This is a genomic window from Bacillus smithii (genome assembly GCF_001050115.1).
GTDB classification, from domain to species: Bacteria; Bacillota; Bacilli; order Bacillales; family DSM-4216; genus Bacillus_O; species Bacillus_O smithii.
Genome location: NZ_CP012024.1, coordinates 279,091 through 303,115 on the forward strand (window position 1 = coordinate 279,091; position 24,025 = coordinate 303,115).

The window sequence follows — 24,025 nt, forward strand, 5'->3', positions numbered from 1 at the left end:
GTCAAGAGCGATTAGTATTATATTCTAGGGAGTGATGGTATAGTGGATGATGCGGATGCAAACCACACTCGTTCTGAACGTCGTGATGCTGCCGAGAATCGTCAGCGTATATTAAATGCGGCTCGTAGGCTATTTGAGCAATATGGGGTTGAACAAGTCAGTATGAATCAAATTGCCACAGAAGCACAGGTCGGTTCGGGAACGCTCTATCGTCGTTATAGAAACAAAGGTGAATTATGTTTGGATTTAATCAAGGACAACATTTCCCTGCTTTTTGAAGATATGGAAGCGTACTTGAATCAGAACCGGACAGAGCCGCCAAGTAAACGATTGAAAGGGATCCTCAGCTTATTTATCCGTTTTCGTGAGAAAAAGGCACAGTTGCTTAAAGGAGTCGAGGACTCCGCACCAACCAATCGACTTAGATACCGAACTCGAAGTCCTCTATATGACCAATTGCATCAACTAATCGTCGAACTATTGGACGAGATGTCTGAAACTGATCAGACCCATCTTCATAATGTTTTTAGAGCGGATACGTTGCTGGCGGCTTTAAGCAGCGATTCCTATTTGTTTCAAAGAGAGGTGCGTGGTTATACGCCTGAGATGATTTTGGAACAGCTCTGTTCTATATTTATTCCGCCTCAATGAGTGCTTTTGACCAAAAGCTACACAACTTGTAATAGTTGAACTACAACATCCTGTTATATTCTCAGGTATTAAACACACCTTTTAATTTCATGGGCAGATGGCAGCGAAATCAGACTTCGCTGCCTCTGCCTTTCTTACATTAGAGAGGAAGTTTCACGCTGATTAAGTGGCTTGCATTTGAAGTGAGCTCATATTCATATTGATTCTTTCGCAAAAACAAAAACGACTAAAACTTCAATCCAAAGGTAAATCACAATTTTGTATTGCATATATTCAAAAAAAGGAATGAAAGCGCATCCATATTTATGTTTGCTGGTGCTACAATGTGTGTGAAAAGAAAGGAGGTATACAATGCAACTTGACGGGAGAAGTAGATATCTCCTAAAAGAGGTGATGACAAACCCGAATATTAGCAGCAAGGAATTAGAGAAAAAATATCAATTAAGTCGAAGACAGATTAGATATAGCATTGAAAAAATTAATGGTTGGCTTAAAAGTCGGAATCTTCCCGAAATTGATAGAACAAATAAAGGCTATTTTCTTGTAGATAAAGGCTTAAAATCTAAGTTTCGTCTAGATGAAGAATGGGAATGTGGCAATGTAAATGAGTTATCAAAAATAGAACGTGTGAACATCATTTTATTAATGCTGTTATGTTGCGATGAATTGTTATCATTAATTCATTTTACGAGTGAATTAAAGGTAAGCAAGAATACGGCCTTGGATGACTTGAAACGGGCTAAGAATATTGTTTCTGAATACGGTCTTGAGTTTCGTTATTCACGAAAATTTGGGTATTTAATCGAAGGAAAAGAGCTCAACATTCGTAAATTGCTGGTATCGACGATTGATAAAGTTATAAAAATGGATGAAGGTAAAGAAAGAATAAAGAGAATGGCTTGTATAACGGATGAAGAAATAGCTGAATTCCAAAAGAAAATAGAAAGAGTGGAAAAACGGTTAAATTTAAAATTTACGGATGAAAAAGTTATATTAATGCCCTATATTTTGTTGCTTATATTAAAAAGAATTAAGCAAGGGAATCAAATCGATTCCTTTTATATCCACTATGAAGAAATTTCGGATACAAAGGAATATTTGGCGACGGAGGAAATTCTTCATGATTTTAAAGATGTGCCGGAAGAGGAACGTCTTTTTATCACGCTATATTTACTCACAACGAATGTATATTGGTCAGAAGGGTTAACACAAGAAATCATACCTGATCTAGTTCAGGCATTAGATGAGATGCTTGTATTGTTTGAAAAGAATACATGTATTTTTTTAAAAGACCGGGAACAGTTGATTCAGAAGCTGCTTCTTCATATGAAGCCTGCTTACTACCGTATTAAATATCGCTTAACTGAAGCGAATAATATGCATGAAGTTGTGAACAAGGATTTTAAAGAACTCCATCATCTTGTGAAAAAATCTATCCAACCGCTAGTTCACCTAATCGGATGTGATATTCCGGAAAACGAAATCATTTATTTCACGATGTTGATAGGGGGATGGATGATACGGCAAGGAGAAAATATTGGAAAAAGAATGAAAGCTGTTGTCGTCTGTCCAAAAGGGGTTTCGGTTTCCAGATATATGTTTAGTACTTTAAGAAACTTGTTTCCGGAATTTATATTTTTGGATTCATTATCCATTCGAGAATTTCAACAATATCCGATGGACTATGACATTGTATTTTCACCAGTTTTTGTAGAAACGAAAAAGAAATTTTTCTATGTGAATTCTTTTCTTGGACATGACGAGAAAAAAAGACTGCGGAAGCAAGTCATGCATGAATTGTACGGATATGTGCCAAATGAATTAAATATAGAAGATATGATGGAAATCATCCAAAAATATTGCGTTATCAAAGATAAAAAAAATTTGTCTAAGCAGTTAATGGAGTATATCCGTCAAGACCATTCTTACTTTGATTATGGGTGGAATAACAGAAACCCCAATTTATATGAATTAATCACTCCTTCCACGATTACATTTCGTCATTCTGTTCATTCTTGGGAGGAAGCTATCAGGCTGGCCTCTCAGCCATTATTAAAAAGCAAACATATTACTCATCAATATGTCGAATCCATGATTCAACGCTGTCACTCTGATCCTTATATTGTCATTGGTCCCAATACCGCGATTCCTCATGCAGCTCCAGAGGAAGGAGTCAATGAACTGTCTATGAGTATGCTTCGATTAAGAAAAGGAGTATCATTCGCCACTGATTATACTATCCAGTTAATCATCATTATTGCTGCGTTAGACAAAGACCAACACCTTCGAGCATTAATGCAGTTAATGAAACTAGTAAGGAATGACCGCGATCGTGAACAAATCATCCATGCAAAGTCCGTTCAAGAGATACAAGCGATTATGGAGAAATATGCAGTAGACGAATAAATAGTTTTTCAGAAAGTCTGGAGGAGAGAATGAGTGTGTGGAATTTATTTGGATGAATCATTAATTTTAACGGATCTGGAGGTTACGGATAAAGAAGAATTATTGAAAATGATGGGGACTAATTTAATGGAAAAAGGATTAGTAAAAGAAAGTTTTATAAAAGCGATCATCGAAAGGGAAAAAAACTATGCGACTGGTTTACCGACGAAAAGTGTATCTGTAGCGATCCCTCATACAGATCCTGAACATGTAAATAAAAAAGCTATTAGTCTAGCGATATTAAAAAAGGAAGTTCATTTTGGCATCATGGGAGAGAAGAATGCCGAAACTCCTGTTAAATTAGTGTTTATGCTTGCGATCGATAAGAAAAGGTCACATGTAACCTTTCTTCAAAAATTAATGGAAATATTTCAAAACGAAGAAGAACTGAATTATTTATTATCAGAAGAAAATAAAACCAATATTAAAAATCGATTAATTCATGATTTACGAGTACAAAAAGGAGAGGAATAAACATGAAAAAGAAAAAGCAAGTATTGGTTGCATGCGGTGCGGGAATTGCCACATCTACGATCGTTAATAAGGCGCTTGAAGAAATTTGTAAAGAAAATCATATTGATTGCGATATTATCCAAATCAAAATTACCGAAGTAGGATCGTATGTTGATTCGGCGGATTTATTAATTAGTACAACGATCGTGCAGCAGGAATATCCGTTCCCGGTCATCAATGCAAGAGCGTTTTTAACCGGAATTGGATTAGACGAGGCGAAAAAAGAAATTTTAGAGGAATTAAAAAAATAGAGTATGAAGGATATAAATTTCATGTTGAACCCATGAAATCTAACCAGTTGACATCGGGAGGGCAATGAAATGAAGGGATTTTTTGATGCTATACAAGCATTTTTGGACCTGGGTGCTACCGTTATATTGCCTATCGTCATCTTCTTATTGGGTCTATTGTTCGGACAAAAACCGGGAAAAGCTTTTCGTGCGGGTCTTACAATCGGTGTAGCTTTTGTAGGAATTTTTATGGTAGTAGATTTACTCGTTAACAATCTTGGTCCAGCGGCTCATGGGATGGTGAAAAGATTTGGAATTCAGTTAAATGTAATTGATGTCGGGTGGCCGGCGGCCGCTTCGATCTCATGGGCTTCTAAGATTGCGGCGTTTGTTATACCGCTTGGGCTGTTAGTGAATATATTGATGCTTGTGACGAAAACAACTAAAACCATGAACGTAGATATTTGGAACTTTTGGCATTACGCGTTTACGGGAGCGATTGTTTATACTCTAACAGGCAGTATGATTCAAGGCTTAATAGCAGCGATTTTATTCCAAATTGTTTGTTTAAAAGTCGCCGATTGGACTGCACCTATGCTAGAAGATTATTTTGGATTACCGGGCATATCGGTCGCTACAGGAAGTACCATCTCTTATGCTGTGCTTGGGATTCCGTTGGTGAAATTGATTCAAAAGATTCCGGGAGTTAAAAATCTACACGCCGATCCTGAAACGATACAAAAAAGATTCGGAATATTCGGTGAACCGATTTTTATGGGACTTATTCTTGGAATCGTGTTGGGATTATTGGCTGACTACTCAATTGGTAAAACGATTCAAATCGGCATATCAATGTCAGCCGTGATGGTTCTCATGCCTAGAATGGTGAAAATTTTAATGGAAGGACTTATGCCTATTTCAGAATCGGCACGAGAATTACTTCAAAAGAAGTTCGGAGCGAAAAATATTTATATTGGCCTGGATTCAGCTGTTGCCATTGGCCACCCCTCCGTCATTTCAACTGCGTTGATTCTCGTACCGATCACGGTTGTATTAGCTGTTATTTTGCCAGGCAACAACGTACTCCCATTTGGGGATTTAGCAACTATTCCATTTATTGTTGCATTTATCGTTGGCGCTTCTCGAGGGAACATTATTCATTCGGTGATTGTAGGAACGATTCTGATTGCTTTATCTCTTTACATGGCGACAGATCTAGCGACTCTTCATACGCAAATGGCTATCGATGCCAAATTCCATATGCCTCATGGAGCGAGTAAAATATCTAGCATTGACCAAGGTGGAAACTTAATTAACTACTTGATTTATAAGCTATTCTTCTGGATCCATTAATCTGTCTTTATTGATCGTGAGCAAGGAGGAATTTTAATGAAAGCGCTGTTAAAAACAAAACTTGGTCCCGGAAACTTAGAAGTGGCAGAAGTAGAAGAACCACAAGTAGGAAAAGATCAAGTCAAAATATTGGTGAAATATTCTGGTATATGTGGTACCGATATTCATACGTTTCAAGGGCATTATAAAGTGAGTGCACCGGTTATTTTAGGACATGAATTTTCGGGTGAAGTAGTTGAGGTTGGCAAAAATGTCACGGAGTTTCAACCTGGAGATCGAGTGACATCCGAAACGACGTTTTATATTTGCGGCAAATGTAAGTACTGCCAATCAGGAGATTACAATTTATGCAGCAGTCGAAAAGGATTGGGAACGCAACAAAATGGAAGTTTCACTAAGTATGTGATTGCTAGAAAAGAGAGCGTTCATAGACTGCCTGAACATGTAGATTATTTATCTGCAGCGATGACGGAACCTCTTGCATGTGCTCATCATGCTGTTTCGAAATCGGCGATAAAAAAAGGCGATGTTGTCGTTGTGTTAGGACCTGGACCGATTGGCTTGCTTACTGCTCAAATAGCGAAAACTTATGGAACAACCGTTGTCATCACGGGTTTATCCAACGATAAAATTCGATTGGAAAAAGCAAAAGAACTAGGGATTGATTATGCTGTCAATATTCAAGAAGAAGATATCAACGCTCTTGTACAAAGTTTAACGGATGGATATGGTGCTGATATTGTTTTGGAATGTACCGGTGCTGTTCCGGCTGTGAATATGGGACTGGACTTGTTGAAAAAGAAGGGACAATTTGTCCAGGTCGGTATTTTTAAAAACCCGGAAATCCCTATTGATTCTGAAAAAATTATTCAAAAAGAACTCACATTCATTGGATCGAGAAGCCAAAAGCCAAGTGATTGGGAACCGTCATTAGCTTTAATGAATGAAAAACTCGTCAATACCAAAGCGCTTGTGACTCATCAATTTGATATAACACAATGGGACGAAGCATATAAGGTCATTAAGAACGGTGAGTCCATTAAAGTAATATTGAAGCCGGTAGAATAATGAAAAAAGAATCGATTACAACTTGTACGAGAATAGAAAATGATTTTGGTAGATATTCGGGGGAAACGGAAGGCGGGCGACATAAACGTATATGGTTGAGAAATTTCTTGATTTTGTACTCGGGCAGTACGGCAGATCAATGAGCGATTTTTATTTTCAACATCAGCTGTTGATCAACTCTATCGTGTTGGGTTTGGCACTAGTATATAGGTTTTATCCAAAAAATAAGAGCACTCGACGGAAACTACAGGAGGTTATGGAGACTGATCGGAAAGGAAGTACACTTTCATGAAAGCACTAAAGCTTTATGGAAAAAAAGATTTAAGATTCGAAGAAGCAGAAAAGCCGGTTATTGAAAAAAGCAACGAGGTGATTATAAAAGTAAAAGCAGCGGGGATATGCGGCTCTGATGTGTCAAGATATGCCAAACTAGGCCCTTACGTAGAAGGAATGATATGGGGGCATGAGTTCTGTGGAGAAGTAGTGGAAATCGGTTCTGATGTCCATCATGTTCAAATAGGGGATCGTGTAGCAGGATGTCCTACATTTTATTGCGGAAAGTGTGACAGCTGTAAAAAAGGAATATTATCACAGTGTGAAAAATTGACCGTGATCGGGTCGAGATATCCTGGGGCATTTGCAGAATATGTAAAACTTCCTAAGGAAAATGTTCTTCCTTTACCGGATACGATTGATTTTGATACGGCTGTCTTTATTGAACCTTCAGCTGTCGTTGTCCACAGTCTTTATCGCACAACAATGATACCTGAAGCAGAGATCGCCGTGGTGGGATGTGGAAACATTGGGTTGCTAGCTGTTCAATGGGCAAAAATATTTGGCGCTAGCAAAGTCTATGCAATCGATATTGATCAAAAAAAATTAAACATCGCTAAAGAAGTAGGAGCAGATGTCGTGATGAACTCACTTGAAAAACCAGCTTATGATCAGTTGATGGAATGGACGGATGGAAAAGGTGTAGATATAGCGATTGAGTCAGCTGGTTCTCCTATTACATCGGCACAAGTTTTTGCGTTAGCCAAACGAAGAGGCCAAGTTGTTTTTATGGGAATCCCTTACGGCGATGTCAACATTGAGCGATTTTACTTTGAAAAAATTGTAAGAAATGAATTAACCGTATTAGGCTCATGGAATGCGATTTCTGCTCCATTTCCAGGCAAGGAGTGGAGCACGACCATCGATTATATGAAAAAAGGAAAAATGAATGTCAAACCGTTAATATCTCATCGACTTTCGCTTAAAGAAGGCCCGGAAATTTTTGCAAAAATCACGAACAAAGATGAATTTTACGGAAAGGTTCTGTTTTATCCGGAAATGACCTGAATAACGGTTATCTCTTTTAAGAAGCCTATAAGTATTTATATAACCTAAGCCCAAATAACGGGCTTAGGTTATTTTAGATGCCCCAATCTATAAAGGGACCAGCCATAAAGACAATAGTAATTAGCTTCGTATATGGAATGCGAATGAAGAGATCTTAACAATACTTTTTAAACTAAACAATTGTTTACATCCATTTTTTAAGGCTGAGAGATTGATGTTCTGATTCCGTTTAAAAGCAAATTTAAGTTAATAGATGACTTCAATATGGTTCTGTTCCAAAAATGTTAGCCATTCTTCACGTGGTTTAGTATCTGTAATGAGAAAATCGATGTCTGATATATCAAGGAATTTCACAAAAGCTATTTTATCAAATTTTGTATGGTCTACTAGTAAAATAACTTTATTTGCTTGTCGTATCATATGTTTTTTTAAATCGCTCTCGTTTTCATTTGATTCAGTGATGCCATGAGTTAATGAAATTCCTTTACAACTTAAAAGGACAACATCAACATTGTAGTTTCGTACTGTGTTTTCAGCAATTGAGCCAACCAGTGAACCAGATTGTTTTCGTAAAAGCCCTCCTGTAGAGATGATATTTAATTTTGATTGTGTAAATTCACGTAAAGATTCCACTGAATTCGTCAGTACAGTTAATCCTTCTTTTGTGTTATTTAATTCTTTTAGAGCTTCGAAAACGGTTGAACTGGCATCAGCCATTAAAGTGTCTCCATCTGAGATCAGAGAGTGGATTTTACTAGCAATCTTACGTTTCTCTTCAATATTAGTAGTATTGCGAGTATGATAAGGCAAATCTTCGTTTGTGTGTATATTCAACACTGCGCCCCCATAAGTTCTCGTGACAATGCCCTCTTTTTCTAATTTCTCCAAGTCTCGGCGTATTGTTTCTTCAGTCACATTAAATTCGTTAGCTAGGTTTGATACATAAACCTTCTTCTCTCTGTATAAGGTGTTAAGGATTTTTTCACGACGTTCAAATGGTAACATGGTAATGACCTCGTCTCCTGTTTTTGTATATAAATTAAAAAGTATCCAGTTTGTGTTTGTTCCTAAATGTTTTCTTTTGTAAGGGATTATCATTTTGCTACTTTTGAGTTTACCAAAGATCTGAATGATAAAAAAGAAGATAAAACAAACAAAAAACCACAAAAAGGAAAAACATTATATGCGGAATTCAAAATAAAAGCTAGTGTATTTAAAAAAATTTTGTGCAAAACATGCAATAAGCAACACGAAACAAAATGAATAAGACATGTATTTGTTTTGTTTCGTGTTGATTTTTATTTGTTTTTGGTTTAATATATGTTTAAAATACAGAAATGATTATCAAGTTCCAAAGGAGGGAGGACCCGATGCAATATGTTGCGGTTGATATCGGTGCTTCCAGCGGACGAATGGTTTTAGGTGAAATTAAAAATGGAATATTAGAAATGAAAGAGATCAGTCGATTCGCCAATGGATTTACCAATGTAGGAGGGACCTGTTATTGGGATCTGGATCATTTATTAGACCAAATATTACAAGGATTAGAACAAGTAAAATCAGTGGGCTATGACCAATGTACACTAGGAATTGATACATGGGCCGTTGATTATGTTTTGTTAGACGATAAAGGTAAGCGCTTACGGGAATCGATTTCATATCGTGATGGCAGAACCAAAAACACGATTGAAAAAGTAGCACAGTTGCGATCCAAAAAAGAAATTTATCAAAAAACAGGCATCCAATTTCAACCATTTAATACAATTTATCAATTGTTTGAAGACAGTAAAAATGAGCTATCTAAAACAAATCAAATTTTAATGATCCCTGATTATCTTGGCTATTGTTTAACAGGTGTAGCGGTGACCGAAGAAACCAATGGTTCCACAACTCAATTATTAAATATTCACAATCATCAGTTTGATGATGAGCTCTTAGAAATGATCTCTGTAAAAAAAGAACAGTTCGCTAGATTGGTAGAACCTGGTACTCTCCTTGGACAGCTAAAAAAAGAATGGTTTCCATCATACGATTTGCCAAATGTCCAAGTTATTACCGTGGCTTCTCATGATACAGCATCGGCCATCGTTGGGACTCCAGGTTTTGGAGAAAATTGGGCATATTTAAGCAGTGGTACTTGGTCTCTACTTGGAATAGAGAATGAGGTACCGATTATAAATGATCAAGCATTTTATAAAAATTATACGAATGAATGGGGAGTTTTCAAAACCATTCGTTTTTTAAAAAATATTATGGGTTTATGGTTAATTCAAGAAGTCAGAAGAAACTTGCCTAAAAATTATACTTTTCCACAATTTGTAGAAGAAGCTAAAAAAGTAAAAGCGTTTAAACAGTTCGTTAATTTTAATCATGAGCGTTTTCTAAATCCAGACAATATGGTCGAAGAAATCCAAAATTACTGTCGAGAAACAAATCAAGAAGTCCCTTTAACTCCAGGAGAATTAGCAAATTGTATCTACAATAATTTGGCCATCATTTATGCGATTGCCATTGATGAACTTGAAATGATTACTGGAAAGAAGATAGAACAATTGCATATTGTTGGTGGCGGGTCTAATAATGAATGGCTTAATCAGCTAACAGCAGATCTTAGTGGTAGAACGGTATTTGCCGGACCTTCAGAAGCAACGGCTATTGGCAATCTGATTATGCAGATGATTGCGACAGGAGAGGTTTCTGATTTAGAAACCGCTCGCAAACTAGTTCGTCATTCTTTTCGCATTCAAACTTATCACCCCAATCATGTCGATCGCATAGCGATCCTTAACCAATACAAGGAGGTAGTCTACGATGATTACACCTCAAGTGCAACGAGCTTATGATGATGCAAAAGAAGTTTATCTAAAGCATGGAATTAACGTAGATGAAATATTAGAAAAATTAAAAGAAATTAAGATTTCTATGCATTGTTGGCAAGGTGATGACGTTCGTGGATTTATGAATAAAGATCAAGAATTAACAGGAGGCATTTCAGTAACTGGTAATTATCCAGGTGCGGCGCGAACACCTGAAGAACTTCGACAAGATTTAGAAAAAGCGTATTCATTAATACCGGGTAAACACAAATTAAATCTACATGCTATTTATTTAGATACGGATGAAAAAGTAGATTTAGATGAAATTGAACCTCGTCATTACAAAAAATGGGTCGAATGGGCAAAGAAAAAAGGAATTGGTCTTGATTTTAATCCAACTTGTTTTTCTCATCCGAAATCAGAAGATGGTTTTACATTAAGTCATCCGAACAAAGAAATTCGTGATTTTTGGATTGAACATTGCAAACGAGCTCGTAAAGTAGGTGAGTATTTTGGAAAAGAATTGGGGCAAACATGCGTGACTGATATTTGGATTCCAGATGGTTACAAAGATTTGCCTGTAGACAGACTAACACCTAGAAAAAGATTAGAGGAAGCTTTGGATGAAGTATTTAGTGAAGAAATCGATCCACAATACAATTTAGATGCAGTTGAAAGCAAGTTATTTGGGATAGGTTCAGAAAGTTATGTGGTGGGATCTCATGAATTCTATATGGGTTATGCACTCACGCGCAATAAATTATTATGTTTAGATACAGGACATTTCCATCCTACGGAAGTTGTTTCAAATAAATTATCTGCTATTTCGTTATTCAACAAAGGTATTCTTCTTCACGTTAGTCGACCTGTTCGCTGGGATAGTGACCATGTCATTCTTTTAGATGATGAATTGCAGGAAATTGCTAGAGAACTAGTAGTAAATGACTTGTTTAAGAAAACATATATTGGTCTTGATTTCTTTGACGGTAGTATCAACAGAGTTGCTGCTTGGGTTATTGGAATGCGTAATATGATTAAAGCAATCCTCAAAGCCTATTTAGAACCTATTGAACAATTGAAAGAGCTTGAACTAAAAGGGGATTTTACAGCGCGTCTTGCTCTCCGAGAAGAGTTTAAAACATATCCGTTTGGTGCAGTTTGGGATTACTATTGTGCATCTCAAGGAGTGCCTATTCGCGAAGAATGGCTCAATGAAGTACGAAATTATGAACAAGAAGTATTGTTAAATAGAAATAAATCTTTAAGCGAAAAAAGGTGAAAAAATGGTGGTTCAATTAGATATTTTATCAGCAAAGTTTTTACAAGAAATGATGAAAACAACTGCAAATCTTTATCGTTTAGGGTGGGATGAGCGTAACGGGGGAAATATTACTTATTTACTAAAAGAAGAAGAAATCAGCCCCTATTTAAATTTGAATCATGTGATTAGAAGGGTTCCAATAAAGTTTGATGCTTCTGAACTTGCTGGAAAATATTTTATTGTGACAGGATCAGGAAAATATTTCAAAAATGTGATGGATGATCCTGAGTCAAATCTAGGAATCATTCGAGTAACAAAAGATGGAAAGACTATTGAAATTTTATGGGGGCTTGAAGATAATGGTTTTCCTACAAGTGAATTACCTACGCACTTCATGGGTCATATCCAACGTCTTAAAGTCGATCCAAATCATCGTGTCATTATACATTGCCATGCAACGCATTTAATTGGGATGACATTTACTCATCCTTTAGATGAGATCGCATTTTCAAAAACTTTGTGGAAAATGTGTACAGAATGTATAGTTGTTTTTCCGGAAGGGGTTGGAATCATTCCGTGGATGGTACCGGGCACGGATTCGATTGGACGTGCGACAGCTGAAAAAATGAAAGATGTCCGTCTTGTATTATGGCCGCATCATGGTATTTTCGGTGCAGGTACAACCATGGATGAAACCTTTGGATTAATTGAAACTGCAGAAAAAGCCGCACAAGTTTACACAATTGTTTGTACACAAGGGGGAGTTAAACAAACAATAACTGATCAACAATTACATGATTTAGCAAAAGCATTCGGAGTTGTTCCAAGGCCAGGTGTGTTGGAGTTGGAATCTTGAATCAAAGAGGTGAACGAAGTTGGTTAGAAAAGCAAGCATCATGTTTGTACACAAAGATCAATATAAAGAATATAAACGACGTCATACTGAAGTTTGGCCTGAGATGAAAAAAGAATTAAAGGCTCATGGTGTTAAGAACTATTCAATTTTTTTAGATAGCAAAACAGGTAGACTGTTCGCTTACCTGGAAGTAGAAGATGAAGCATTATATGAGAAAATAGCACAAACTGAGATTTGTAAAAAATGGTGGGCTTATATGGAACCTTTGATGGAAACTGACGAAGATAACAGTCCCGTTTCCATTGATTTACAAGAAGTTTTCCATTTGGATTAAGACAGGGGTAAGGCACCGCATACCAATAAATAGTGTATCACATTCATGTATGTGGTGTCAGATGTTTAAAAAACTGAAACAGCTTATGTAACCCATTACGGTTAATTTAGGGATATCGAAATACCTATAAATGTAAGCGGTAACAATATTGGCGAGTTTTCTATGAAAATAAAATTAATAAGGTGGGAGGGAGAAATATGGGGAACATTGGGAGAAAAAAGACTACGGGATGGCAAGCAACTATATCCGTTGCGATGGCTAACTATATTGAGGCGGGATCTATTATAGCCGCTGCAAGCAGCTTAACAATGTGGCAAGCATATCTTCATTTAGACAGCATATCGGTGGGGCTTTTAAGCGCTTTAAGTGCAAATGCTTTTGGTGCCGCTATTGGAGCCCTATTTGGTGGTTATTTATGTGACAAGTATGGCCGCAAATTTATTTACGCATATGATTTGCTCTTTTATATGTTAGGTGTTTTATTAATTGCTGTTTCTGTTAATTTTCCAATGCTTTTGATTGGTACCATTATTACAGGAGTTGCTGTTGGAGCAGGGGTGCCAGCATCTTGGACGTATATTGCCGAAGAAGCTCCACATTCTCAAAGAGCAGCCCATGTAGGAACTGCTCAATTAGCTTGGTCAACAGGTCCAATGATCACATTCTTGTTAGCTGTCTTACTCGCACCACTTGGTTTATTAGGTAGCCGTATTATTTTTCTTCATCTCTTAGTCATTGCGTTTATTACATGGTACATTCGTCAAGGTTTGTCTGAATCCACAATTTGGAAAGAAGGGAAGGAAAAAGAGTTAATAATAGGGAAAAAATATAGAAGTAGTTTAAAAGAGTTATTTAGTCTAAAAGTAAATCGTGAAGCATTCTATTTACTAGTAGGGATTTATTTATTCTGGAATTTAACTGCCGGAGCAATGGGGTATTTTATGCCGTATATTTATCAAAATGTCGGAGGACTTACAGGAGAACAAGCGAATTTGCTTCAAGCCTTTTTGTGGGGATTGACGGTTCTAACAACGTATACCGTATTTATGAAACTAGGTGATAAATACAGTCGACGTTTCTTATTTGGTTTAGGGGCTGTCATGGGTATTGTTGCTTGGCTAATTTTAACCTATACGGGTATGAATTGGTTCTCGTTATTTGCGTTTGTTATTCTTTGGGGAAGTGCAGCAGGGTTTGGTGCTCAGGCATTTTACGGGTTATGGGCCAGTGAATTGTTCCCAACTAAATATCGTGCAGGTGCTCAAGGTTTCATTTATTTCTTAGTTCGTTTTGGAATTGCGATTTGGTCGTTCCTTTTACCGACCTTAATGGATAAACTAGGATTTCAAGTTGCAGGCATTGTGATGATTATCTTCTTAGTCATTCATTGTGTGATTGGTATCGTTCTTGCTCCAAACACTCAAGGTAAAAGTTTAAAAGAAATTGAAGCAGAACGTTATGGATTGAATAATAATGATGTTGTACAAAATGTAGGAGTCCAAACGGATAAAGTAAATAACAAAGTATAAAAATGAAAAAGAGCCCAATTTTGAGAAAGAAAAGAGCCCAATTTTGATAAAGAAATTGGGCTCTTTTTGTCATCCGTTGGAACGTATATGTGAATGAATTTTTGGGCGATGGACACTGAGTTTTGCTGGTTTTTTGTCTGCAAATAAAATCAGACATGAACCAATCATAATGAAAACAATTCCGGCTGCTGTATTGGCAGAAATAGCTTCATTCAAGAGAAAGAAGGCTAAGATCGGAGCTAATGCCGGTTTGATAAAGAACACCGTAGAGGCTGTAGAAGCGGATGTGACGTCCATTGCTAAAAAGTAGAAAGCAAATCCAAGTCCCGTCACAAAAATACCAATATAAATTAAGCTAGGCAATGTACTCCATGTAATTCCTTGGGTGACGGGTACATTCGCAAACACATCCAGTCCGATGCTTGTAAGCCAATTAGACACAGCATTTATTTTTGAAATAAGAATGAGAGCAAGAATCTCTAAACTGCCTGTTACAAAACTGAAACAAGTTAAGATAACGCCGTCACATTTATATTGTCGAATTCCTTTTTTGCCTACAACGCTGTAGAGGGCAAATGAAACGGCTGATAATAGTGCATAAACAATGCCTGCTGGATTAGAAATTTCGAATGGATTCACAATGCTTAAAATGCCGATCAAGCTAATGACTAATGCCCATATGGTTCGCTTAGTAAGTTTCTCTTTTAATAGAAAATGGGCAAGCGGAACGACAAAAAGTGGATTGCAGCTGAATAGTATTGCTACGGTTGATGCCTTTGTATAAACAATCGCTAATTGATAAAACGTCATACTAACGACAACGCATAAAAAACCTGTGATGATGAAAAAGAATAGATGTTCTTTTTTTAAAGTAAACCCACTTTTTCTCATATGTTGAATAGCAAGAGGAGCTAAAATCATCGCTCCAATAAAGAAACGTATAAGATTCAGTTGAATAGGATGAAAGTTAAAGTCACTAGACATGACTTTAATCACAATCTCCATCGTACTAAAAAGAACAGCCGATAGAATGATATATAGAAAACCTTTTTTCATCTTGATTACCTCGATTTTTTAGAATCGTGCAGTCATCTGAGTATTAAATGTAGACAACTATTCATCATTCCTTTTGACACAAACATCATTATAGTTCAGTATTTCACAAATGAAAAAGAGCAGTTATGTGAATTACTGAACAATATATCCGCTTTGAATAAAATGAAAACGATTGTTTAAAAGATATCTTAAGAATGCTCTGTTTTTTGAGCACTTTTATGGTTTTGGCATTAAAAACATATATTGGCATTTTTTCTGTATTTATAACACTTGGAATGAAGGTCAAAAAAGGTTTATGAAAATTTATAAATATTTTAGAACTTAGGAATTTTTCATCCTAAGAGTATGTTAAAATGAAGCGAAGGCAGAAAAGAGAATCTTCTGCCTCTTATTCTTTGCCTCTCCATATCATGATGTTGTGAAAGATTGGAGGAAATTCATGTATCGACTGATCAGTACGATCTTATTGTTGTTAGTGAAAATGTTTCGCCTTTTAAAGGTGAAGGGGAAAGAGCATATTCCATCCGATGAAAGATTTGTGGTGACGTGTTCTCATAGGGGATGGGTCGATGTCATTATGTTGGCTCTTGCTCTTTATCCGATACCTGTCCATTATATGGCGAAGCAAGAGCTCTTTAAGGGAAAATGGAGAGATCGTTTTTTCCGCTCTATTAACGCATTTCCTGTCAATAGGGAAAATCCGGGGCCGAGTGCTTTAAAAATTCCTATGCAGATCTTGAAAAAGAACCAATGTGTAGGCATATTTCCGAGCGGGACGCGAACAAGTGAAGATGTTCCTTTAAAAAAAGGGGCTGTGACTGTCGCATTAAAATCGAATGCCCCTATATTGCCTGCTGCTTATAAAGGTCCAACCAATTTCAGCGGATTATGGAAGGGAGAAAAATCGCACGTTCTATTCGGTGAACCCCTTATCTTTGATAAAGAAAAACAAGAAATGAACCGAGATGAATTAATCGACTATGCCTTAAAACGATTAGAGACCAAAATAAAAGAATTGGAAAATGAATTAGAAAAGGAATAAAAGAAGATGCCCATCGTTGAAATGATGGGTATTTTTATTGATTGATGAGTGTGAATGAGCACTATAGGTTGATTCATTAGAGAGGAAATCTATTTTGTGTCGTCCAAAAAGTTGTTGGGCTAAGAATGAAGCATAGAAGGCGAATATACAATGTGTGGACGCTTTTAAGCTCCAATGGTTGTATGCGTCCGATCCTTGAAAAGACGTCATTAGAGCACCTCAATTAAATCTAACACTAAAAAAACCATCCCGAACCACTTAAATCAAGTGATGCTGGATGGTTTTCTCCGTCGTTTTGAAACAGTCTCATGTGGAATTTCTTTTTAAGATCAATCCCTTACTGTACTTTCACATATCGAACTCCACTTTGATTTCCGGCCTTATCTTTCGCATAAATTTTTAAAGTCGTGCCTTTTTTCTGTTTGGATATTTTGATTTTGTAATTTCCTTTAGAGTCAGCAATGGCCTTGCCGATATATTTATTTCCGTTGTATACGTAAACGGTTGATCCGGGTTCAGCTTTTCCTGTAATCACTGTTGACTTAGATGTCACTTTATTAGCCGTTGGAATACTTGGCGCCGTTTTGTCTGCTACTTTAAAAGCCTTGCCTGCACTTTTGTTGCCGGCTTTGTCCGTGGCATAAGCTATTAAAGTTGTGCCTGCTTTTTGCTTAGATTTAATAAGAACTGAAAAGGCTCCTAAACTATTGGCAGTGGCTTTTCCTAGTAGGGTATTGCCGGAATAGATTGTGACGGTTGATCCGGGTTCAGCTTTTCCGGTTATGGTTAATTGGTTGTCGCCAAAAATATTGACTGTTGGGCTTGCCGGCGGGGTTTTATCCAGCACATTCACTGCAACGGCAGCACTTTTATTGCCGGACGCGTCTTCGGCGAATACAGTTAAGGTCGTGCCTGCTCTTTGTTTCGTAATCGTTACTTTAAATTGACCGCTTTGATTTGCTGTACCAATTCCTAGTATTGTGTTGCCTGTTTTTACGGTTACTTTGGCATTTGCTTCGGTTGTTCCTGTGACAACTGTATCACGGTCGCTTACTACGTTGACTGCCGGTTTTGTCGGCGCGGTGTTGTCACTCACCGTTACAATGGTTTCTTCACTTTTGTTTCCCACCGAATCTTCCGCATATACATGTAATTCAGTGCCCGCTTTTTGCACAGGAATGGCGACGGAAAAACGGCCATTTTTATTTGCATCGTCAGAACCAATCACATTACCGCTTGCCTCTACTGTTATTTTATTATTTGGATCAGCGGTTCCGGTCACAGACGTGTCATGATCGCCGACTTTATTCACGGATGGTTTCGTAGGTTGTTGTACAGTGGTGCCTTGATCTTTTGTTAAAAACGTATAAGTAACATCTGATCCTTTATCTGCAGGGATACTATAGTCTTCAGGCGAACGAACTTTTTAACAACTGCTCCCCCGCCATTCAAATAAAGTGAACTTCCGCTGTAGATTTTTTCCTACAGTGAGTCGAAAGCCGGATTCCCTTTAAATCCGTATAATCCGGATTTTTGTTTCAATAGAAGCGCCGCTCTAAAATCTGTCATAAATTTTCCAAATGTAAGATTTGGATCAATATATTTTTGGATCATATCTTGGACGGCTTGGTAATCGCTGTGTGGATCATCTATCAGCTCTTTAAAAATTCGATCCCCTTGTCCGCATTGAATCTTGAAATATTGCATAAACAAATAGGATAGAGAGTAATTGGCTAAAGTATCCCCATCATAATCCCAATATAGGAGTGAATGTCCATTTGTAATATCCGTATCATAATTATAGTAATCAATTCGATCTTGCAGAGCTTGATTTTCGTAAATTTGTTCGGCGGCCATGGAAAGCCCTTCGTCCATCCATGTATCCATAGGCTCTTTTTTTTGAATCAATACTTTCTCGTTGAAATTAATCATATGTTGAAATTCGTGGACAAGCGTGGAGTAAGCAGCAGAGACATCTTTATTTGAGCTCGTCCCCATCGTTGGATATGTATCGATATAAAAGATTTCAGATTGATTGGAATCAGGAACAGCATAAAGATCCGCTGGATTAAAATAACCTGCAACATATCCTCCGCTTTGATTAAATCCATCTTGTATATCATACACAAGAATATCCACTTTTCCGTTTCCGTCTACATCTGATTCATTCCCGAAATTTTCTACATCTAAAGGGTGAATTTTATCGTCAAATTCTTTTCCGAGTTGCTCTGCTTCTTCTTGTGTAATTTGATTATTATTTACCCATACGTTTGAGTGTGAACCACTATAACTCAAAGTTGCCTTAATTTGATAATCTTGATTCGTTACAAGATTGGAAACCCAAAAATTCTTGCTGTCTCCTACTTGATATAATGGGCGGATTGATTTGGCCTCTCTTTTTATGAAGTTATTTTTATATTTTTTGGCGTCAAAAGGTTTCACATAGTCCATTTTATAGGCGCTTTTTGCGATGTTTTTGTTTAACGAATATTGATCATTATTGATTTTAAATGAACCGGAATTTTCGATTTGATCGCCATTAGTGGATTCGTTGCTAATCAACACATAATGATTAGAATCTGGGGTCGTTGATTCTTTACAAAATGGATTATTCACTTTAAAATAAGTGACATCAGAGTAGTATGAAGCATATAAGCTAGGTATAACTCCTACTCTCATATAAATATAAGGATCATTTTCATAGACCGACTTACCGATAATGGTTTCTAAAGAAAAGCTGCCCACCAGATACTTCACATTAAAAGTTGAGCTTCCTAAATACGACATGGAACCATTATCATTCTTATAAAATTCGATATTAAGATAGGCATCTTTATTTGTTGTATTACTTTGATACCCAAGTAGGACTTCCATATCCGAATTCGAATAATCAACTGTGTTGTTGTAAGTCAGGTAATGAGATTGACCGTAGCTATCCGATAAAACTCCAAGGTGTTGTCCAGGTGAAGCGAATGGGTAATCATCAGGATTCCTATAATCTTGATCCGTTTCTTGCTTAGCTTTCAAAGGCTTAGTAAATTGATTGGAAATTTTTTCTGGATATAAGATTTTTGAAGGCTTATTGATACCCTTTTCATTTGCATGTACTCCTATTGGTAATGAAAACACAAGTAGGATGGAAAGAAATAAGTAGACAAATTTTTTGAATGACCGCAAGACGATTCCTCTCTAGATATGCTATCTTTTAAATGTTAATTCATTTTTCCGTATTTTAACAGATTGAAATATAAAAAAATAGTTCTTTTGCGCTAAAAATAAGTATTTTGCATACAAATAGTATACTTCTAATCTAATAAATGTAAAATCATTTCAAAAAATTCTCAAAATGAATCGATCGTTTTGTCTGAAATTTTTTTGTTTCCGATTTCGTTTTTGTACTACGAAAAACGGGGAAAAGTAATTGGGCAAGTATCCATAAATTTTTAACATTCGCAACGATGCGTGCGATGAACGAGGCATCATATAAATCCAAAGGGTCGGAATTTCCCTAAGGATCAAGGCTTCAACCATTTGAGCACGATATAGAGTGATAGTTCCCAAAGGATTTTTGTGTTATTGCGGAGCGGGTTTCAGTGGATCGTGCCGGATGCCGCGCGAAAAAATTCTTGGAAACGATAAAAGAGAGGGGATGAAATAGTGAAAGATGCAGAGCGATCTCTTTCAAAAAACATCGTTTTAGCCATTTTGGATACAGTCACATTGGGCATTCCCATTTATGCTGTCAATTTTATAAAGCGGCCAAAAAAGACATTAAAAATTTCTTTCATTGTTATTCCCGTTGTTTCGATTATTGCTTGGTTGATTGCATCATGGAGTGAATGAAGCCCTGGAAGTAAGGGCTTTTTATTTTGTCTTTTTCGTTGGAAAAGATGAGCATTCCGTATGAAAGAGAGATAGAACAATTCTGTGAACTTGGTTTTGGACAGGGGAAAGCGCTCATATCGGTTCCCGTTTTTCATGTATAATAAATAGAAGAACGGATTTCATCCCCTTCATCGAGGAGATGCAGTCAGAAGGAGATTTAGGTGAGGAACATGGATGAATTAAAAATAGATGACGTGGCCAAGCAAAGCGGTTTAACGAAACGAACGATTCGATACTATGAACAAATTGGGCTTCTGCCTTCTCCTCCGAGAAGCAAAGGGGGAATTAGACTTTATTCACAACAGCATGTTGAGTTTTTAAAGAAAATTACGAACGCAAAAGAAGTGTTGGGATTTACTCTTCAAGAGCTGCAACATTTTATTTCTTTAAGCAATACATTGGAACAGCAGAGAGTAAAATACAGACAGGTAAAAGGAACAAGCGAACAAAAAGACAAAGCGGAGGATTTAATTCAAGCCTTAACCGATCTTTTAAATACAGTCGATGCGCAATTATTGCTCATTGAACAGAAAAAGGAAAAGATTTTAAAAGTGGAGTCGGAATTAATGGACTTAAAAAACAGGGCGGAAAAGGCCATTGAACGATTGGAAAAGGAGAAATAAGATAAGATGGCCATCGGCAAGGGGGCAATTCCCGCAAATGCTGGGTTGGAGATAACGAGCTGTTTGGGGCAGTTTTTCCGCCGCTGGATTTCGTTTGACCTTTGTGTCTCGAAGGGTAGAGAATTTCTGACCGTTGATGCAAGATCTTTTTCAAGCATAGTTGAATTCAGTGGAAAACCTGAGTCAACTGTGCTTTTTTATTTAGGATGAGAAATTAAATGGTTTCAAGAAAGGGAATGGAAGAAGAACTTGGTTCATATCGGAAGCAGACACACATAACACTTTGAACATCTGTATTCATACATGCATGTTCTAAGCGCAGCCTACACATATTATTGAATAATGGGACGAGAAGGGAGTTATGGTGTTGCTTGGGACTATTGGAAAAGCTTTATTTCTTATCTTTGCTGGCATACTGCTCCTTCGGATTGCAGGAAGAAAAACTATTTCACAAATGACGTTGCCGGAAACGACAATCGATTGGAAACATTTATATCTGGAAAAGCGATGGTCGTCATTCAAAATGGACAAATTCAAACAGATGCGCTGCGTAAACTTCGATTAACAGTGGATCAGTTGGAATTGCGTCTTCGTCAGCAAGGCATTGCCAATTTTTCTGATATAAAAACAGCTACTATTGAACCAAGCGGACAATTAGGATATGAGTTGACAGAGGATGCCAAGCCTTTAACCGTGGGGGAGTTTAAAAAGTTGATGCAAGCCTATATAAAGAATGAAGAATCTAAAGAAAGCTCCCAAATAAATATTTTTGATGAAATTACGGAGAAAAAGTCTACTCCTGATTCATTGAAATAAAAGAACGGCTCAGACATTTAGGCGTCGGAGGGAAAAAGCTGTTTCTTACCATTCATTTTAGTAATAAAAAGTTGAACGTGGGAAGCGTGATTCATTTGCCGATGATCTAAACTTTTGTACAGAATGATTCGAAATCAGCAAAGGGCGCCTATTGTAAAATTTTTGTTTAAGCTGATATGGACATTGCAAGTGATCAAACGATGCATGATATAATAAATTGAAACGTAAATGGGGAGTATGTCCCATGATAGTGGATGGAATATATCGGTTTGTTTCGTTTGCATAGCTCGGGCCAGAAGAGATAAAAAGCAATGAAACATTAGGTTTTGTTTAAGAAGGATAAGAATGGGAGGAGTTGGGAATCTTGAAAGTTTTGGTTGTTGGAGCGAATGGCCAAGTTGGGCAGCATGTTGTTCGGTTATTAAAAGAAAGCAATGAACATACAGTGCGAGCGATGGTCAGAAAAGAAGAACAGGCTCAATCTTTCGAAAAATTGGGTGTAGAAACAGCGATTGCCGATTTGGAAGACAGCGTGGACAAAATTGCTGAAGCGGCGGAAGGCTGTGAAGCCATTGTCTTTACTGCCGGCTCCGGTGGGCATACAGGAGCAGACAAAACGCTGTTGGTGGATTTGGATGGAGCTGTGAAAACAATGGACGCTGCCGAAAAATTGTGGATCAAGCGGTTTATTATGGTGAGCGCCATTCAGGCCCACAATCGAAAAAACTGGAACGAGGCCATCAAGCCGTACTATGTGGCTAAACACTATGCGGATATTATGCTGGAACAAAGCAGTTTAGCCTATACCATTATCCGGCCGGGAGGATTGTTGAACGAACCGGGAACAGGAAAGATTTTTGCGGCTGAAAATTTAAATAGAGGGACGATTTCGCGGGAGGATGTGGCGAAAACAATTGTAGCCTCTCTGGATGAGGAAAATACGTATTATCGCTCCTTTGATCTTATTTCCGGTGAAATTCCGATTGCGGATGCTTTGAAAAACCTATAGTCTTTTTTAAAAAAGCCCTCCATCCGTATTTCAGCATTTCTTTGATACGGATCAAGGGCTTCTTTTTTTGCCATTATTTTTGATAATTCAAAATCCAGCCTATGCCGTACTTGTCTATTACATTGGCATGGAGAGCGCCCCAAAACGTATCTTGCAGTTCCAAAATCGCTTGGCCGTCGGCAACCAATGATTGATATACTTTACGAATTTCTTCTTCACTGTCAAATTCGATCGTGATTTTGACATTATCCCCTTTTTCCACACGACCGAAAGGATCGGAGAAATGGATGATGCTGTTTCCAAGATGCAGCTCGGCATGCAAACATTTGCCTTCATGCCCTTTAAACATTTCAACATCGTCTGCTAATTGAACATTTTTAATTTCTCCGCCCAATGCTTCTTGATAATAATTCAATGCCTCTTGACAATTTTCCACAATGATATAAGGATTGACGCTTTTCATATGTGCGCCCGGCATGTACATGAACTATAGGGTGTAAGTCCCGAACCCCGAAGACAGAAGTAGAGGTTAGCCAAGAGCAAGGGTGTCCGTGGTGACGCGGAATCTGAAGGAAGCTGGAGGCAAAACACCGGTCCGAGGAACACGAACCTCATATAAGGCTAGGTATGATTGAGTGAGTTTGCATAACAAAACAAAGCTCTTTCTGTCGAAGGTCATATCGAGTAAATGAGGCGGATAGATGGTGTGAAAGTGCATGTACTTACCCGGGGAGGTCTGGCGGATATGTGAAGTACTCTTCATAACCTACTTAGTGATAAGTAGCTGAACCGTCAGAAGTCAGCAGAGGTCATAGTATTAGTTGGTCTAGAACAACTAAGAAGGACCGAACAATTAAGAGAGAATAGCCCTTGGTATTCAGTGAGTCATGATGAACACAGAAAACGTAGTACCTCACTTGAGGGAGGAAGCGGTGAATCCCGTGGGAGACCTCTTGGAGGGTGGAGTGACCACTGGCATAAAGAGAACAGCTATTCACGGAAGTTATAAAGACTTGCGTCAATTATCTTAATTGAACCGCCGTATACGGAACCGTACGTACGGTGGTGTGAGAGGACGGGAGTTAATCGCTCCCTCCTACTCGATTTTATCCTCCTTTGCCATTCAGAAGCGATAGTTTCAGTACAGCAACTTCCTATCTGATTTAAACTTTTGGCTTTTTTTATATTTCTTCTGCC

22 protein-coding genes and 1 pseudogene are annotated in these 24,025 nt (G+C 37.5%); 18 read left to right on the forward strand and 5 right to left on the reverse strand.

What is annotated here, in order from left to right:
• Window positions 1–42 precede the first annotated feature (42 nt).
• The 7 genes from BSM4216_RS01375 to BSM4216_RS01410 all read left to right on the forward strand — a co-directional run bounded on the left by BSM4216_RS01375 (window position 43) and on the right by BSM4216_RS01410 (window position 7,601).
• Window positions 43–651: a TetR/AcrR family transcriptional regulator gene (locus tag BSM4216_RS01375; RefSeq protein WP_048622468.1), complete on the forward strand. Its 609-nt coding sequence runs from the start codon at window positions 43–45 to the stop codon at window positions 649–651.
• 351 nt (window positions 652–1,002) lie between these two features.
• Window positions 1,003–3,057 carry a BglG family transcription antiterminator gene (locus BSM4216_RS01380; protein ID WP_048622469.1) on the forward strand — a complete coding sequence of 685 codons (2,055 nt, stop codon included), beginning with the start codon at window positions 1,003–1,005 and terminating at the stop codon, window positions 3,055–3,057.
• A gap of 33 nt (window positions 3,058–3,090) precedes the next feature.
• Window positions 3,091–3,570, forward strand: coding sequence for a PTS sugar transporter subunit IIA (locus tag BSM4216_RS01385; RefSeq protein WP_003354008.1), 480 nt, complete (start codon window positions 3,091–3,093; stop codon window positions 3,568–3,570).
• Window positions 3,571–3,572: 2 nt separating this feature from the next.
• Window positions 3,573–3,860 (forward strand): PTS sugar transporter subunit IIB, encoded by a 288-nt coding sequence (locus BSM4216_RS01390; RefSeq protein ID WP_003354007.1) that lies wholly within the window; start codon window positions 3,573–3,575, stop codon window positions 3,858–3,860.
• A gap of 69 nt (window positions 3,861–3,929) precedes the next feature.
• Entirely contained in the window at window positions 3,930–5,192 is a 1,263-nt protein-coding gene (locus BSM4216_RS01395) for a PTS galactitol transporter subunit IIC (protein WP_048622470.1), read from the forward strand.
• Window positions 5,193–5,228: 36 nt separating this feature from the next.
• Window positions 5,229–6,260 (forward strand): zinc-binding dehydrogenase, encoded by a 1,032-nt coding sequence (locus BSM4216_RS01400; protein WP_048622471.1) that lies wholly within the window; start codon window positions 5,229–5,231, stop codon window positions 6,258–6,260.
• Window positions 6,261–6,548: 288 nt separating this feature from the next.
• Window positions 6,549–7,601, forward strand: coding sequence for a galactitol-1-phosphate 5-dehydrogenase (locus tag BSM4216_RS01410; RefSeq protein WP_048622473.1), 1,053 nt, complete (start codon window positions 6,549–6,551; stop codon window positions 7,599–7,601).
• Window positions 7,602–7,847: 246 nt separating this feature from the next.
• Here the strand turns inward: BSM4216_RS01410 and BSM4216_RS01415 are convergent, their stop codons facing one another.
• Window positions 7,848–8,606: a DeoR/GlpR family DNA-binding transcription regulator gene (locus BSM4216_RS01415; RefSeq protein ID WP_003354003.1), complete on the reverse strand. Its 759-nt coding sequence runs from the start codon at window positions 8,604–8,606 to the stop codon at window positions 7,848–7,850.
• Between the two features lie 365 nt (window positions 8,607–8,971).
• Here BSM4216_RS01415 and rhaB point away from each other — a divergent pair, with 365 nt between their 5' ends.
• The 5 genes from rhaB to BSM4216_RS01445 all read left to right on the forward strand — a co-directional run bounded on the left by rhaB (window position 8,972) and on the right by BSM4216_RS01445 (window position 14,397).
• Window positions 8,972–10,444, forward strand: coding sequence for a rhamnulokinase (rhaB, locus tag BSM4216_RS01425; RefSeq protein WP_048622475.1), 1,473 nt, complete (start codon window positions 8,972–8,974; stop codon window positions 10,442–10,444).
• Window positions 10,413–11,696: an L-rhamnose isomerase gene (gene rhaA / locus BSM4216_RS01430; protein ID WP_003354000.1), complete on the forward strand. Its 1,284-nt coding sequence runs from the start codon at window positions 10,413–10,415 to the stop codon at window positions 11,694–11,696. The genes rhaB and rhaA overlap by 32 nt, the downstream gene beginning before the upstream one ends.
• A 4-nt stretch (window positions 11,697–11,700) precedes the next feature.
• Complete coding sequence (rhaD, locus tag BSM4216_RS01435; RefSeq protein WP_003353999.1) at window positions 11,701–12,534, forward strand: rhamnulose-1-phosphate aldolase; 834 nt, start codon at window positions 11,701–11,703, stop codon at window positions 12,532–12,534.
• 19 nt (window positions 12,535–12,553) lie between these two features.
• The gene (gene rhaM, locus BSM4216_RS01440) at window positions 12,554–12,868 is read left to right on the forward strand and encodes an L-rhamnose mutarotase (protein ID WP_048622476.1); all 315 of its coding nucleotides are present in this window, start codon (window positions 12,554–12,556) and stop codon (window positions 12,866–12,868) included.
• A gap of 197 nt (window positions 12,869–13,065) precedes the next feature.
• A complete protein-coding gene (locus tag BSM4216_RS01445) occupies window positions 13,066–14,397 on the forward strand; it encodes an MFS transporter (RefSeq protein WP_003353997.1) in 1,332 nt (443 codons plus the stop codon).
• A gap of 69 nt (window positions 14,398–14,466) precedes the next feature.
• On the opposite strand, the gene BSM4216_RS01450 is transcribed toward BSM4216_RS01445, so the two are convergent.
• Window positions 14,467–15,453, reverse strand: a complete 987-nt coding sequence (locus tag BSM4216_RS01450; RefSeq protein ID WP_048622477.1) for a DMT family transporter — start codon at window positions 15,451–15,453, stop codon at window positions 14,467–14,469.
• A gap of 439 nt (window positions 15,454–15,892) precedes the next feature.
• Here BSM4216_RS01450 and BSM4216_RS01455 point away from each other — a divergent pair, with 439 nt between their 5' ends.
• The gene (locus BSM4216_RS01455) at window positions 15,893–16,495 is read left to right on the forward strand and encodes a lysophospholipid acyltransferase family protein (RefSeq protein ID WP_048622478.1); all 603 of its coding nucleotides are present in this window, start codon (window positions 15,893–15,895) and stop codon (window positions 16,493–16,495) included.
• 337 nt (window positions 16,496–16,832) lie between these two features.
• On the opposite strand, the gene BSM4216_RS16975 is transcribed toward BSM4216_RS01455, so the two are convergent.
• Window positions 16,833–17,807 (reverse strand): Ig-like domain-containing protein, encoded by a 975-nt coding sequence (locus BSM4216_RS16975; protein ID WP_053083205.1) that lies wholly within the window; start codon window positions 17,805–17,807, stop codon window positions 16,833–16,835.
• Window positions 17,808–17,977: 170 nt separating this feature from the next.
• Window positions 17,978–19,672 carry a M30 family metallopeptidase gene (locus tag BSM4216_RS16980; RefSeq protein WP_053083206.1) on the reverse strand — a complete coding sequence of 565 codons (1,695 nt, stop codon included), beginning with the start codon at window positions 19,670–19,672 and terminating at the stop codon, window positions 17,978–17,980.
• A gap of 480 nt (window positions 19,673–20,152) precedes the next feature.
• Here BSM4216_RS16980 and BSM4216_RS01465 point away from each other — a divergent pair, with 480 nt between their 5' ends.
• The 5 genes and pseudogenes from BSM4216_RS01465 to BSM4216_RS01485 all read left to right on the forward strand — a co-directional run bounded on the left by BSM4216_RS01465 (window position 20,153) and on the right by BSM4216_RS01485 (window position 22,828).
• A complete protein-coding gene (locus BSM4216_RS01465; RefSeq protein WP_048622479.1) occupies window positions 20,153–20,338 on the forward strand; it encodes a hypothetical protein in 186 nt (61 codons plus the stop codon).
• 212 nt (window positions 20,339–20,550) lie between these two features.
• The gene (locus BSM4216_RS01470) at window positions 20,551–21,003 is read left to right on the forward strand and encodes a MerR family transcriptional regulator (RefSeq protein ID WP_040341231.1); all 453 of its coding nucleotides are present in this window, start codon (window positions 20,551–20,553) and stop codon (window positions 21,001–21,003) included.
• Between the two features lie 6 nt (window positions 21,004–21,009).
• On the forward strand, window positions 21,010–21,213 hold the full coding sequence (locus tag BSM4216_RS01475) for a hypothetical protein (RefSeq protein ID WP_048622480.1): 204 nt from the start codon (window positions 21,010–21,012) through the stop codon (window positions 21,211–21,213).
• 151 nt (window positions 21,214–21,364) lie between these two features.
• Window positions 21,365–21,819, forward strand: a pseudogene (locus BSM4216_RS01480) (DUF421 domain-containing protein).
• A gap of 364 nt (window positions 21,820–22,183) precedes the next feature.
• Window positions 22,184–22,828 carry an SDR family oxidoreductase gene (locus BSM4216_RS01485; RefSeq protein ID WP_048622482.1) on the forward strand — a complete coding sequence of 215 codons (645 nt, stop codon included), beginning with the start codon at window positions 22,184–22,186 and terminating at the stop codon, window positions 22,826–22,828.
• A 73-nt stretch (window positions 22,829–22,901) separates the two neighbouring features.
• Here BSM4216_RS01485 and BSM4216_RS01490 read toward each other — a convergent pair whose 3' ends face one another.
• Window positions 22,902–23,291, reverse strand: coding sequence for a VOC family protein (locus tag BSM4216_RS01490; RefSeq protein ID WP_048624351.1), 390 nt, complete (start codon window positions 23,289–23,291; stop codon window positions 22,902–22,904).
• Between the last annotated feature and the right edge of the window lie 734 nt (window positions 23,292–24,025).

Bases quoted from the DNA above. Each gene is read 5' to 3' on its own strand.
- BSM4216_RS01395 (WP_048622470.1), top strand. From the start codon at position 3,930: ATGAAGGGATTTTTTGATGCTATACAAGCATTTTTGGACCTGGGTGCT.
- BSM4216_RS01470 (WP_040341231.1), top strand. From the start codon at position 20,551: ATGGATGAATTAAAAATAGATGACGTGGCCAAGCAAAGCGGTTTAACG.
- BSM4216_RS01490 (WP_048624351.1), bottom strand. From the start codon at position 23,291: ATGAAAAGCGTCAATCCTTATATCATTGTGGAAAATTGTCAAGAGGCA.
- BSM4216_RS01380 (WP_048622469.1), top strand. From the start codon at position 1,003: ATGCAACTTGACGGGAGAAGTAGATATCTCCTAAAAGAGGTGATGACA.
- BSM4216_RS01415 (WP_003354003.1), bottom strand. From the start codon at position 8,606: ATGTTACCATTTGAACGTCGTGAAAAAATCCTTAACACCTTATACAGA.
- rhaB (WP_048622475.1), top strand. From the start codon at position 8,972: ATGCAATATGTTGCGGTTGATATCGGTGCTTCCAGCGGACGAATGGTT.
- BSM4216_RS01410 (WP_048622473.1), top strand. From the start codon at position 6,549: ATGAAAGCACTAAAGCTTTATGGAAAAAAAGATTTAAGATTCGAAGAA.
- BSM4216_RS01400 (WP_048622471.1), top strand. From the start codon at position 5,229: ATGAAAGCGCTGTTAAAAACAAAACTTGGTCCCGGAAACTTAGAAGTG.
- BSM4216_RS01475 (WP_048622480.1), top strand. From the start codon at position 21,010: ATGGCCATCGGCAAGGGGGCAATTCCCGCAAATGCTGGGTTGGAGATA.
- BSM4216_RS01455 (WP_048622478.1), top strand. From the start codon at position 15,893: ATGTATCGACTGATCAGTACGATCTTATTGTTGTTAGTGAAAATGTTT.
- rhaD (WP_003353999.1), top strand. From the start codon at position 11,701: ATGGTGGTTCAATTAGATATTTTATCAGCAAAGTTTTTACAAGAAATG.
- rhaA (WP_003354000.1), top strand. From the start codon at position 10,413: ATGATTACACCTCAAGTGCAACGAGCTTATGATGATGCAAAAGAAGTT.
- BSM4216_RS01390 (WP_003354007.1), top strand. From the start codon at position 3,573: ATGAAAAAGAAAAAGCAAGTATTGGTTGCATGCGGTGCGGGAATTGCC.
- BSM4216_RS01445 (WP_003353997.1), top strand. From the start codon at position 13,066: ATGGGGAACATTGGGAGAAAAAAGACTACGGGATGGCAAGCAACTATA.
- BSM4216_RS01450 (WP_048622477.1), bottom strand. From the start codon at position 15,453: ATGAAAAAAGGTTTTCTATATATCATTCTATCGGCTGTTCTTTTTAGT.